11 protein-coding genes and 1 other annotated feature are annotated in these 13,139 nt (G+C 39.8%); all 11 genes read right to left on the bottom strand.

The window, feature by feature from the left end; all coding sequences use genetic code 11:
- Positions 1–31: 31 nt before the first annotated feature.
- Positions 32–958 (bottom strand): aldo/keto reductase, encoded by a 927-nt coding sequence (locus tag I6H78_RS01720; RefSeq protein WP_001269449.1) that lies wholly within the window; start codon positions 956–958, stop codon positions 32–34.
- A 94-nt stretch (positions 959–1,052) separates the two neighbouring features.
- Entirely contained in the window at positions 1,053–2,096 is a 1,044-nt protein-coding gene (locus tag I6H78_RS01725) for a DNA/RNA non-specific endonuclease (RefSeq protein ID WP_198459745.1), read from the bottom strand.
- Positions 2,097–2,265: 169 nt separating this feature from the next.
- On the bottom strand, positions 2,266–4,518 hold the full coding sequence (locus I6H78_RS01730; protein ID WP_198459746.1) for a glucosaminidase domain-containing protein: 2,253 nt from the start codon (positions 4,516–4,518) through the stop codon (positions 2,266–2,268).
- A 110-nt stretch (positions 4,519–4,628) separates the two neighbouring features.
- Entirely contained in the window at positions 4,629–5,615 is a 987-nt protein-coding gene (locus tag I6H78_RS01735; protein WP_198459747.1) for a dihydroorotate dehydrogenase, read from the bottom strand.
- A complete protein-coding gene (locus I6H78_RS01740) occupies positions 5,578–6,378 on the bottom strand; it encodes a dihydroorotate dehydrogenase electron transfer subunit (RefSeq protein ID WP_084849550.1) in 801 nt (266 codons plus the stop codon). The genes I6H78_RS01735 and I6H78_RS01740 overlap by 38 nt, the downstream gene beginning before the upstream one ends.
- A 248-nt stretch (positions 6,379–6,626) precedes the next feature.
- Positions 6,627–7,007, bottom strand: a complete 381-nt coding sequence (gene gloA, locus I6H78_RS01745; RefSeq protein ID WP_198459748.1) for a lactoylglutathione lyase — start codon at positions 7,005–7,007, stop codon at positions 6,627–6,629.
- Positions 7,008–7,104: 97 nt separating this feature from the next.
- Positions 7,105–9,876, bottom strand: a complete 2,772-nt coding sequence (locus I6H78_RS01750) for a J domain-containing protein (RefSeq protein ID WP_198459749.1) — start codon at positions 9,874–9,876, stop codon at positions 7,105–7,107.
- 13 nt (positions 9,877–9,889) lie between these two features.
- Positions 9,890–11,554: a molecular chaperone HscC gene (locus I6H78_RS01755; protein WP_198459750.1), complete on the bottom strand. Its 1,665-nt coding sequence runs from the start codon at positions 11,552–11,554 to the stop codon at positions 9,890–9,892.
- Between the two features lie 175 nt (positions 11,555–11,729).
- Entirely contained in the window at positions 11,730–12,089 is a 360-nt protein-coding gene (rplT, locus tag I6H78_RS01760; RefSeq protein ID WP_000124830.1) for a 50S ribosomal protein L20, read from the bottom strand.
- A 51-nt stretch (positions 12,090–12,140) separates the two neighbouring features.
- Positions 12,141–12,341, bottom strand: coding sequence for a 50S ribosomal protein L35 (gene rpmI, locus I6H78_RS01765; RefSeq protein WP_001125942.1), 201 nt, complete (start codon positions 12,339–12,341; stop codon positions 12,141–12,143).
- 32 nt (positions 12,342–12,373) lie between these two features.
- Positions 12,374–12,904 (bottom strand): translation initiation factor IF-3, encoded by a 531-nt coding sequence (gene infC / locus I6H78_RS01770; RefSeq protein ID WP_000848184.1) that lies wholly within the window; start codon positions 12,902–12,904, stop codon positions 12,374–12,376.
- A gap of 15 nt (positions 12,905–12,919) precedes the next feature.
- Positions 12,920–13,051 (bottom strand) — a sequence feature (ribosomal protein L20 leader region).
- Positions 13,052–13,139: the final 88 nt, after the last annotated feature.

Genomic DNA, 13,139 nt, shown 5'->3' on the forward strand with positions numbered 1-13,139 from the left:
TTGACTGTGATTTATTTAAATCTGCTTCTACTTACGGCAAATTATTCCCTGCTGCAAGATAAATTTCATACCATTCTTTTCTTGTTAAGCTAAAGTTTGCCGCTTGGCTAACTTCTCTCAAATGCTTAGGATTTGTTGTACCTACGACTGCCTGCATTTTTGCTGGATAACGCAATATCCAAGAAATGGCAATAGTTGAAGGGGTTACTCCATATTTAAAAGCTAGACGATCAAGTACTTGATTCAAAGCTTGAAATTTCTCATTACCAACAAAGTTCCCTTTAAAATACCCGAATTGTAAGACAGACCATGCTTGAATGACCACATCGTGTAATTTGCAATATTCAAAAACGCTGCCATCTCGCATAGTTGCTTGACTATCTTCCATATTAACATGAAAACCTGATTCGAATCCTGGAGTAAAAGCCGCACTCAATTGTAGCTGATTAACAGCTAACGGCTGCTTGACATCTTTTTTAAGCAACTCCATCATCATAGGATTTTGATTAGAAACTCCAAAATCTCGGACCTTACCTTGTTTATAAAGAAGATCAAAGGCTTCTGCTACTTGGTCAGATTCCATCAAAGCATCTGGTCGATGAAGAAGCAAGCTATCTAGATGATCAATCTTCAATCTTTGCAAAATTCCGTCGACTGATTTTATAATATAGTCCTTAGAAAAATCAAAATAGGTAAATTCTTCAATGCGAATGCCACATTTGGACTGAATCCACATCTTTTCTCTTAAATCTGGACGATTTTTTAGGACAATACCTAACAGTTCTTCACAACGACCACGACCATAAATATCAGCCAAGTCAAAAGCATTGATTCCAACAGAAAGTGCTGTTTCCACAAGCTCTTCAACTTCTTTTACAGACTTATCTTTTATTCTCATCATTCCGAGAACAATTTCTGATAATTCTTTGTCATCTTGACCAAGAGTTATGTATCTCATCAAATTTTTCTCCTTCAATTCTAAATTCTTCATTTAATTATAACAAAAAACCGTTTTCCAACGGCTTTTTGACTGTATATCTACTAAATTCATCCTACCACTGCAATCCGGCTTCTCTGATTTCTTTCTTGGAAGCAAATTTACCATTTGGTCTGTGCCATCTTCCGTTTTTATCTCTAAAGTAGCCACCTGAATTTGTTGATTGCGAGTTTGATTCCTGGCTTTCTTCCTGTTCTTGTGCGGCTTGACGAGCTTTTTCCTGCTCTTCTTCTTTTGCTTTCTTTTCAGCTGCTTCTTTTTCTTCAGCCTCTTTCTTGGCTTTTTCCTCAGCTTCCTTCTTAGCCTTTTCTTCAGCTTCTTTTTTAGCTTTTTCTTCTTTGTTTTCAACTGTATTTTTAGCCGTACCGTCCAAGTAATTGATTTCAGCATTAGCTGAAACATTGTCTAAAACGACATGCGTCACTGAATACTGATCAACCTTTTCTTTACTACCACCCAACTTGATCTCCAAGAGTTTGCCATTTTCATCTATTCCCACATACTGCAATTCAATTTGTCTCGGAATTAATTCATCTTTCTGATAGATTGGGGTTACCTTGTAGTCAAGATAATAGTTTGGGTGATTGGCCAACCAAGAGTCCAATCGATTTTCATAGTAAAGCATGCTACTTTGGTTTTGGTCATCTGTTCCAGAATAATTTCCAGCATTTAGCCAGTTAGTCATTGGAACCAGATTCCTCTTTTCATCGTTTAATCCACTAAACTGGTACCCGATCAGATGGCCTCGACTCATCAACCAAGCTTCTTTTTTACCATCACCATAAAAGAATTTATAATTGTGCCATCCAACTGGATCATAAGTCAACTTGGACTCTCTCTTCTCAGTTGGCTCATCGCTGTCCTTAAGTTGAATATGAGCACCCGTTGCGCGTGATTTAGAATCCAATTCCCCAAGTTCTAGTTGTTTCTCATTTTTAAAAGGCAAGAGTCCAGCTTCTTTAAACAACTTCTCATCAAACTTGATTTGCTTCTGTTCAATTTTTTCTTCTGGGACCTTTGATTCCGCCTTATGTCCAGAACAAGCAACTAGTGTTGTGATTGAAAGCAAGGCAATTGAGAAGGATAGTAACTTTTTCATAAAATTCTCCTTTTTTATATAGTAATTAGATTAATATCTCCTATTACATTTTACTATCATTTTGTTAATTGTTCAAGAATAAAGAGACTGTTATTATACTATTTCTCCTCCAATGTTTAAAACAAAAACGATAACCACTTTTTCAGTAGTTACCGTTGATTTCTTTTGATTAGTCTTTCCCACCAAGTCTACTATTGATGGTCATCATGATGCTGGCTATTTTCTCACCCCAGTATGGATCAGAAGCATAGCGAACATTCATTCCGGTTGCTTTATTTCCAAGGTGGTCTCTGCCATAGTCGATGTAGTTCTCACGGATCCACTTGGCGGCTCCAAGGATTCCTTTATCCACATTATCAAAGCTCTTGGCTGAGAGATATGGGCTCGTATCATAAGCAGCAATACCAAAGAAGTTGTTCTTATCTCTGGCAATTTGACTGCGTCCCCAAGCACTTTCAAGGGCACTATGGGCCATCAAGTAAAGGGCATTGACACCGTAGCGTTCCTCAGCTTCTTTGAAAGTCGCTCCTTTACCTGCGAGAGGACTATCCTGCAAGTTCATCATCGAATACAGTTTATCCAATTCAGCTGCACTATAATTACTTGGTTCTCTCAAGTTTTTATAGAGGAAAGGATTTTTAATGGTAAAGCCATCAAAATGCTCTCCATCAGTTGAGTAGTACTTCTTACCAATAACCATGGCAGATGTGTGTGGAGCTACTTTGATACTCGTATAAGGAGAGAGTTCATGGTAGAGGAATTTCCCATCACTAGTATAATGAGGGATAAACTCGCTACCTTCATCTACTGCTGTCAAATCACTTTGATTCATATAGCCAGATAAGCCAGAAATCGAAACTGCAAGTCGGCCACCTTTTCGAGTCGAACTATCCAGTGAAACAATGCTTCCTTGGTTAATGTAACTCAAGATTTCTCCAGATGCACTATAGACATAGGCTGTGATTGGTTTAACTTTGTAATATTTGGTTTTATCCGCAACATGCCATCTACCAGAAGCATCCAAGGTATGACCATCCACAGTCTCATTTTTTGCCATATAACCGCCGGATTTAAGGTAATACCATGATTGGTCGGATGAATCGTAGATTAATTCTTTCTCAGCCATCTTTCCATTTGACTTGAGGTAGAACCAATTGTTCTTGTACCATACCCACTCACTTGCAGCCATATAACCGCCAGATTTGAGATAGTAGTAACCATTATCCCAGAGCCATTCTTTATCAGCATAATTTCCATCAGAGTTAATATAGAACCATGAGTTATAATTCTTATCAAAGAGCCAACCTTTACCTGCTTTTGCTCCACTGCTCGTCACATAGGTGCGGTCAATCCAAGTTTCTGTGGAGAGGTAGCCACCGGATTTGAAATGGTAATCCTTGCCTTTGATCGTTTCCCAGCCTTTTTCAGCATAGGTTCCGTCTGCTTTCAAGTAAAACCACGAGTTATAATTTTTGTCAAAGAGCCATTCGGATTTCAGTTTAGCTCCACTCTTTGCAACATAGAAGCGGTCAATCCAACGTTCAGTAGAAAGATAGCCTCCAAATTTGAAATGGTAATCTTTACCTTTAATCGTTTCCCAGCCTTTTTCGGCATAGCTACCGTCTGCTTTCAAGTAAAACCAAGAATCGTAATTCTTATCAAAGAGCCATTCCGATTTCAGTTTGGCTCCACTCTTTGCAACATAGAAGCGGCCAATCCAGCGCTCGGTAGAAAGATAGCCTCCAAATTTGAAATGGTAGTCCTTTCCATCTATGGTTTGCCAGCCATTTTCAGCATAGGTACCATCTTGTTGAATGTAGAACCAACTGCTATAGTTGTCATCATAAATCCAACCTTGTTTGACCTTATTACCATTTTCTGACAAATAGTTCTTACCAAGCCAAGTACCTCTCAGCATTTTACCTTGAGAATTAACGTAGTACTCGTTTCCACCTTGAGTGACCCACTCATCTTTGGCCATTTTCCCATCTTCTTTAAGGTAATATTTTTCCTGACCTTGTTGAATCCACTCATTTTGAGCTTTTTGACCATCCGACTTGAGATAATACCAGGATTGTTTTTCTTGGTCAAACACCCATTGATTCTTGACCCTAGCACCACTTTCAGCCACATAGTACTGGTTGATCCAAGTTTTTGTGGCTAATTTTCCGGTCTCGTTAAAATAGTAATCCTTACCACCAACAGTCAGCCAGCCGTTTTCTGCACGTTGTCCATCAGCCTTAAGATAAAACCAATTCTGATACGTTTGGTCAAAGATCCACTGGTTGGTTACTTGTTTTCCATCAGCTTTGAGGTAGGTCTTTCCTTTCCAAGTCCCTTCATCTGCTTTAGCTGTTTCTAGTATAGTAAAAAAACACCCCAATAAGCCAGCACTTACTAGGGCCACTTTCCATCGTTTCATTTAAATGCTCCAATAACGTTTTCTAAGCCTTATTGTAACATAGTTAATCGACGGAAATATTACAAATTGATGAAGATTCTGTGTCTTGTTGAGGATAAGGAAGTTCTAGCTTATCTCAGACTGGCTTTGACTTCCTGACGGAGATCTTCCAAGCTGCTAATGCCATATTTATCCATGACTTTTGGTAAATTTTCGATGATATCAGGGCAAGCATAAGGATTGGTAAAGTTAGCTGTTCCAACTCCGATGGCAGACGCTCCAGCCAGATACATTTCTAAAGCAGCTTCTGCCGAATCTACTCCTCCCATTCCAATGATGGGCAGGTCTGTTGTTTGGGCGACTTGACGGATGAGTTTGAGCGCTACTGGAAAGACTGCTGGACCAGACATCCCACCTGTTCCATTGACTAAGATTGGTTTTCTGGTTTTAAGGTCAAAGCGCATACCGACTAGAGTATTGATCATGGTTAAGCCACTTGCCCCTGCATACTCTGCGGCTTTTGCGACGGTGACAATATCTGCTACACTAGGAGTAAGCTTGACATAGACTGGCACATCAGAGGCTTCCACAGCCGCTTTTACCACTTCATAAGCCAAGTCAGGATCTTGCCCAATCAGAAGTCCATGATTGCCGTGATCTACATTCGGGCAGGAGATATTAAGCTCGATAGCTTTTACATTTGCTGCCTTGGAAATTCCTCGAGAAACGGCAGCGTACTCTTGTTTTGAAAAGCCAGCTACATTAGCGATGATAGGAAGATTTGGATATTCTCTTTCCAACCAAGGAAGTTTTTCAGCCAAAACAGCTTCTAAACCAGGATTTTGTAAACCGATTGCATTGAGCATACCAGCAGGTGTCTCAGCTACTCTCGGAGTAGGATTACCAAAACGGGGTTCAAGTGTCGTTGCCTTGATCATAATGGAGCCTAAAAGGTCTAAATCATAGTACTTGGCATACTCTTGACCAAAACCAAAACAGCCTGAGGCTGGGATAATCGGATTCTTCAAATCCAAGCCCGGTAGAGAAACTTGTAAACGATTTGTAGTCATGACTTTCTCCTTATAATACAACTGTTCCTGTTCGGAAAACAGGACCATCTTCACAGACGCGTTGGCTAACCGTCTCACTTTCTGGCACTTTTAGAACGCAGGCATAGCAGGCCCCCATCCCGCAAGCCATACGAGATTCCAGAGATAGATAGGCTCTTGGATGATCATAAAATCTTTGATTGATATACTTCATCATTCCAGGTGCCCCACATGAGTAAACAGCATCAAATGAACTGTCTAAGTCATTGATGACAACCGATACATTTCCCTTAATGCCATAAGAACCATCATCTGTCGTTACAAAAACCTGCCCATATTGGGCCAATTCCTTTTCGAGAATAACAGCATCCTTAGTCGCAAAACCGAGGACTGTCACTACTGTCACCCCACGCGCATGCAATTCCTTGGCTACTTCTAGCAAGGGTGGAACACCAATCCCACCACCAACGAGGAGGACTTGACTCTGATTGTCTAAATCAGACAAGTCAAAACCATTCCCCTGAGGCCCCATCACATCAAGAGTATCTCCCTGCCTTAAGGTTGAGAAAATAGCTGTCCCAGCCCCCTCAACCCGATAAATGAGGTGACACTGCTTGTTTGCCTTGTCGATAGACGAAATTGAAATAGGACGGCGCAAGAGATGGGCATCATCAGGCACGCGCAGATGGAGAAATTGGCCTGCTCGCATGGCTTCAACCATTTCTCCTTCTAGGACTAATTCATAGATTGCTGGCGCAATTTCCTCTTGTACAACCACCTTCATGGTTTCCAAACGAATGGCACCCAAACGTTTCTTACATGTGGGATTCATGATTTTCCTCCTTAAATTTTAAGGGGACCAGATAAAGAAAAGACCTTGCGATTGCAAGGCCTCAGTTGGGTTAGGCTAGAACTCATGCGCACACTTAAAAAGTCCCCACAGAGAGCCCCCCTTATCCCTTTTATCTGACACCTTGTGAGTCTCTCTGGACTCCCCTTAAAGGTTAAATTTGTATTAGTATACTCTTTCAAAGAAAAAAAGTCAAGTAGAAAACGAACATTCTACTTGACTTCGCTGAGTTATTTTTCACGAATGACTTCGACCTTGTAGCCATCAGGATCCTTGACAAAGTAATAGTTTGGTTGAGTTCCTGGAAGTCCATTAGGGGCTGTCACCTCATAGCCTTTAGCGCTATGTTCTTGATGTAGGCCCTCAAGGTCAGGTGTACTGAGGGCGATATGGGCGAAGCCATCTCCTACCACGTAAGGACCGTGATCATAGTTATAGGTCAACTCTAACTCGTAGTCATCACCCTCAAGTCCTAGATAGACAATGGTGAAAGCATGATCTGGAAAATCTTTGCGACGCAATTCTTTAAATCCAAAAGCATCTTGATAAAAGGCGATTGATTTTTCAAGGTTTTCTACTCGCAAGCAAGTGTGTAACATTTTTGAAGCCATTTTCATTACCTCTTTCATTTTAATAGTTCTATTATACCTTTATTCAGGAAAATTTACTAGAAACTTGAACTAGAGTCCTCTTCTCTACTCTTTCATTCTAAGTAGCACTTTTACGATTTTCCTTGCGTATATTGCGAATAAGGAAAAGCATGATAAGGACAAAAAGTCCCTCAAGGAAGTAGAAGGTAAATTCGCTGTTCATGATTAGTAAGTCTTTGTAATGATAGTTATTACCGAAAACTGAATTTGGTGCAAATAGGATTCGCAACAGTCTTCTTAGGAAAATAAAGATCTGCAATCCATAAATCATAAAGACCTTCTTCACACCAATCGTTAAGCCTTGTTCCTTTGTAAAATAGGATAAGGCGATTCCATTTAACAAGAGTATAACCGTTATGGCCAGAGTTTCATTTCGTAGAATCTTTGGATCAAAGATATCTAAACGGCTGTGAATATATGGCAACGTTTGAAAGAGTAGGATCCCCAAGATTGCTGGGAGGAGAATTTTCTTCAGAGACGGTGGAAATCCAGGGCTAAATCTTGTAAAAGACAAGCAAATCACAAGGACTGCAAAAATATGGAAGTAAGCTATTGCAACTCCTGAAATAGTCTGGCTTTGATTTACCAAAGCAGAAAGAAAACCAGCAGAAAGAAAGATACCGATAGGAATCAGCTTATCCAAAGAATAATCCCACTTCAGCCCCTCACTAACTTGGAAACCATCAATGAAGCTGAAAAATGTAATAAACATAAGAGCACCGATGAGACCAAACGGTAAGGATGGAATGACGAGGGTTAATAATAAGATTAGTAGGAACCATGGATGGGGACTGTAGTAGAATTTCCGTTTTTCTCCTCTAGCAGTCACTCCCTCCTCAATCGGTGTTTTCCTCAATTTTAGCATATAGACGTAAAAGAGTGAAAACATACCAGCATGAACCCATGAATTATAACCAGGTCGCTCTATAATACTGAGTAGCAAACTCACAATCGTAAAGAGGCCAGAGAAAATCTGAAGAAACTTATTATTAAATACCTGTCTTTTTTTCCAATCCAAATAAGAGAGCTTGGCCTTTGGATGACAAAGTTCATAGGCATAAGCTGTCATCTCTTCTAGTTTCTGGTCTGTCTCCTCCGTCATCATTTGGGGAGCCATTTTAGAAGTAGGAAATGGTGCTAAAACATATCTCAGGAGCTTGCCATCTGTAAACCGATGGTACTCCTTATAGATCTGTTGAAGTAAAATCGTTAGAATGCGTGGTCTTCCTTTAAAGTAGCTTCTCCACTTTTCCCAATCATTGATATCTTCATCGCTCTTGGTGAGCTTATCCATATAAAGATAACCTTCATTGTACCAGTAATCAAAATTTTCCTTTTTGTCTAGTTCATACTCCTCTACCACTGAAGGGTAGGAATGGATACTCTTCCAGAAATGGAGTTTTTTCAGGTAAGGATTTGATTCCTCATCGCTGTAATGCTCCACAAATTGGAGAACGAGAGCTAACACTTTCGCATTGGTTAAAGGATAGACGTCCACCTTTTCTAATAAATCAAGTAGGAGTGTGTGATCTTTGACTGATTCAAAAAGGTATTGCCAATCACGTAACAGTTTGTACTCGTCTTCATACTGAGCATGGAGCAACTCATAGAAGGCTGCCTCAACTTCATCTGGATTATCTAGAGAGTAGTGACTAAAGTCAACGTTTTCTCCCCGCTCCCCTTTTACTTCCTCTAAGTAATCAGCCAAGTCATTCAAGAGTGGATAATCCTCTTCAAATATGACTTGTCGGTTTTTTTCCAGAATATAGGTTAAAACGGGCACACTCTTGATTATCTGGCGATTTTTATTTACTTGATCTAAGACCATAAAGCTCAGATAGGGGTGCTTGAAAAACTCTATCCAAGAGCTCAATTGATTTGCTTTGTTAAAATCTTGGAGAATTTCTTGGCAAAGTTGATAAGAATAATAGAATTCTTCAGTGGCTTCATGGGCGCTTTCAAGCGAACTGCCTTCCTCTTCTACTATATCTCTTTTAACTTTCCAATACTTCAGTTTATAGTAATATCCCCAGTACTTAAAGTCAGGTATATAATCTTCCAGCAAGGGAATGAGGATAGAGAATTGCTCCGGTTTATTAAAAATATAAACATCCATTTCCTCTAAAACGGATTGAACAATGTCCATATCATACTGATACTGATGAAAGAACTGACGCCATAGATGTTCTTGTTCCTCTTGGTTATAGCCGTCGTTTCCAACAATACTTTCAATCGCATTTCGGATCAGATAGGTTTCTTCATTATAACCGCTAAAGTCAAGAGTAGACCTTGTTGTTCCTTCTTGCCCACGGTTCTCTTCGTCACCAAACGTTTCAAAGTTGAGGGGATTCTTAGCTCTTTCTTCAGAATCTCCATTTAGCTGAACTTCCTCATCATAGTCACTAAAGTCAAGGGTGGACTTTTGCTCATCCTCTTCTGCTTTAAAGGTTTCAAAGTTAAAGGAATTGCTTGTTTTATCAGTTGATTGCTGATAATCACTAAAATCAAGACTAGATCTTTCAGACTCTTCGTTCTCAGTCTTCGTTTCTTCAGTCAAGTTTTCAAAGTTGAGACTTGAGTTAGGTTTTTCATTCGCCTCTTCTTCAAGTTCAGTAGCTTCTTGAGAGTCACTCGCTTTTCTTAGACTATTTTCTGGTCTTGTGTTTCTAGATCTCGCATAAGTCAAGGCTTTTTGGTAAGCTTCAACAATTTCTTGGTAAATTTCTGGTTGGTCTTCTGGGTGATAGAACCGAACCAGTTCAGCATAACGCCTTCTAATAAGCTTGACGTCAGTCGTTGGCTCTATCCCTAAAGTTTCCCATATATTCATAAGGTCTCCTCTTTTACAGTCCTCGCTCTAGGAAGTCTAGATAGTTTGAAAATGATTGATAGAGTTTTGGCAAATGATACACAGATGCTTGACTGACCTCTTCTTCAAATCGTCTAGTTTCAGCCATTAGCTCATCTCTTCTTCTCCCCAAGAGCATACTGTACACGCGATTCGCTTTTTCAATCAAGAAACGATAAACCTCTGTTTCTTGAGCATTGATCTTATAGCGAGTCAACTCTGCTTGCTTAGCCTTGATTTCCTGTTCTGTCAGAGTAACACTATCTTGGAGAATAACATGACTAAAGACTTCCTGTGTTGAATCAATTTTCACTTCGACATCCAAAATTCCATTTAAATCATAGGTAAATCGAACTGTGAAACTTTCATTTACTCTAGTATTAACAGGGACGGGAACTTCTAATTCTCCTAGGAACAGGTTTTGTGATGCCTTCATCATCTCACCTTGATAGACCTTTATCTTGACCTGACTCTGTCCCAATTCAGCCGTATAGTACTGCTCGATGCGTGAAGCAGGTAGGGTAGAATTTCGCTCAATAATCGGTGAAAAACGGTCTCCAACTATCTCAATCCCCAGTGTAAAGGGACAAATATCAGATAGCAGCAAATCTCGTATCTCACCTTGCCGTTCTTTTATTCCTGCTAAAAGGGCACAACCTCTCGCAATCATCCGATCGGGATCATCCGAAACCTGCACCACTTGATTGATACAGTAAGATAAAAAGTCCTGAACCAAGCGGAGTTTCGAAGTCCCCCCAACAAGAACAAAGTTATCAGATGATACATAGCTATAACGTGCATCCATTAAGGCACGGTCCAAAACAGCCTTAACACGAGCCAGCAACGGTTGACAGAGCTCATAAAAACGCTGGTAGCTCAAGTCTAAAGTGTATTCCTGTTCTTGGTCCAGAACCGTCATCTTCACTTCTTCTTTATCATTGAGTTCTAGCTTTGTCTTTTCAGCTTGTACCAGAATTTTGCTATAAAATTCACGGGAAATCGTATCCTTGGTTAATTGATTGGAAACTAAAAATTCCTCAGCAATAGCCGCAGTGAAGTCTTCTCCTCCCAAACGATTGTCCCCTGCAATCGACACGATTTCGACAATATTATCAAAAAGCTCTACAACTGAAATGTCTAGAGTTCCACCACCAAAATCGACTACAATAAAAGATTGATCTTCTTGGTTTACCATAGATCTTTTAGCAAGAGCCGCTGCGGAAGGTTCATTGATAATCCGATCAATCTGAACGCCTGCAAATTTCCCTGCTAGTTTAGTCGCATAGCGTTGAGCATCGTTGAAATAGGCTGGTACACTGACAATCACTTCCTCGACCTTTTCTCCAAGATAGGTCTCTGCATCGTCTACCAACTTTCGAATGATAAAAGAGCTTAATTCTTCAGCCTTATATGCTCGATTTCCTAGCGTCAACTCATGCTTGGTCCCCATAAAACGCTTGAACTGAGAAACCGTCTTGTCTGGATGGGTCACCAAACGTTCCTTGGCAATTTTTCCAACTATGATTTCATCATTGTCATCCAAAGCCACAACAGAAGGAGTCAAATATTCACCAAAAGCATTGGGAATCAGCTTGACCTGGCCATCCTGGTATACCCCTACTAAAGAATTAGTCGTTCCTAAATCAATACCTACTATCATCTTCTTCTAACTCCAAATCTTTTTTAGATATTCCTATTATACAAGAAATATCCTATTTTCTTTAAAAAAATCTGTTATTTACTCTCTAAAATAGAAAATCGTTTAAGGAAAATAAAAAAGTTTCACCCTACTCTTGCGGTAAAAACCACGAGAGTAAGAATGAAACAGTTTGTCATTATTTACCAAGTTTTGCTTTAGCTGCATCTGCAAGAGCTGTGAAAGCTGCTGCATCGTTAACAGCCAAGTCAGCAAGCATTTTACGGTTAACTTCGATTTCAGCCAATTTCAAACCATGCATCAATTGTGAGTATGAAAGTCCGTTCAAACGAGCTGCCGCATTGATACGAGTGATCCACAATTTACGGAAGTCACGTTTTTTCTGACGACGGTCACGGTATGCATAGTAGTAAGAGTTCATTACTTGTTCTTTTGCAGTACGGAACAAGATGTGTTTAGCTCCATAGTAACCTTTTGCTAATTTAAGAATACGTTTACGACGTTTGCGTGATACAACGCCACCTTTAACACGTGCCATGTTTTATTTCCTCCAAATATTTCCTAGAATTGTTTACTTACTGTTAGGCTATTATTTCAAGCGAGTAAGCATTGCTTTGATACGTTTGAAATCTCCTGAGTGCACCATAGATGCTTTACGAAGATGACGACGTTGTTTCTTAGTTTTTCCGTGGAAACGGTGAGAAGTGTAAGCACGGAAACGTTTAAGTCCACCAGAACCTGTACGTTTGAAACGTTTAGCTGATGCGCGGTGTGTTTTTTGTTTTGGCATGATTTTTTCTCCTTTATTTAACTTTCTGACAATTATTTTTTGTCAGTTGCTGGCGCCAACTGCATGAACATTTGGCGTCCATCCATCTTAGCTCGTTGTTCGATGATTGCAATATCTTGTGTTGCTTCAGCAAACTCGGCTAAAACTTTTGCACCAATCTCTTTATGGGTGATCATACGCCCTTTAAAGCGAATGGATACCTTAACTTTATTTCCTTTTTCAAGGAACTTGCGTGCATTGCGAAGTTTTGTGTCAAAGTCACCCTTGTCAATAGTTGGACTCAGACGAACTTCTTTCACAGTAACAACACTTTGTTTTTTCCGTTGTTCTTTTTGCTTTTTCTGATACTCAAATTTGAACTTACCGTAGTCCATAATTTTAGCAACAGGTGGTTTTGCTTGGGGTTGAATCAATACTAAGTCAACATTTGCACTATCAGCCAATGCTTGCGCTTCGCTGAGTGGCTTGATACCTAGCTGTTCTCCCTCAAGACCGATCAAGCGAACTTCACGTACACGAATTTCATCATTGATGAATAAGTCTTGCTTTGCTATGGTTTTCACCTCTTTTTTATTATTAGAGAAAAACAATAGCGGACTCGTAATAATACAAGCCCGCACGTTATGATAGCGTTTCTTAGAAACTTTTCATCCGTAGGGCCAGGCAACTTGATGTCACAAGGCGAGAAGCTCTCACTTCTGCTTTTCTCAACTTTTATATGATACCAAGTTTTCTATCCCTTGTCAAGATAAAAAGTCATTTTTTCGAAAAACTTTCTGTTTTCTTCTTGATTTTTCC

It is taken from the genome of Streptococcus oralis, from assembly GCF_016127915.1.
In the GTDB taxonomy this organism is placed as follows: Bacteria; Bacillota; Bacilli; order Lactobacillales; family Streptococcaceae; genus Streptococcus; species Streptococcus oralis_BO.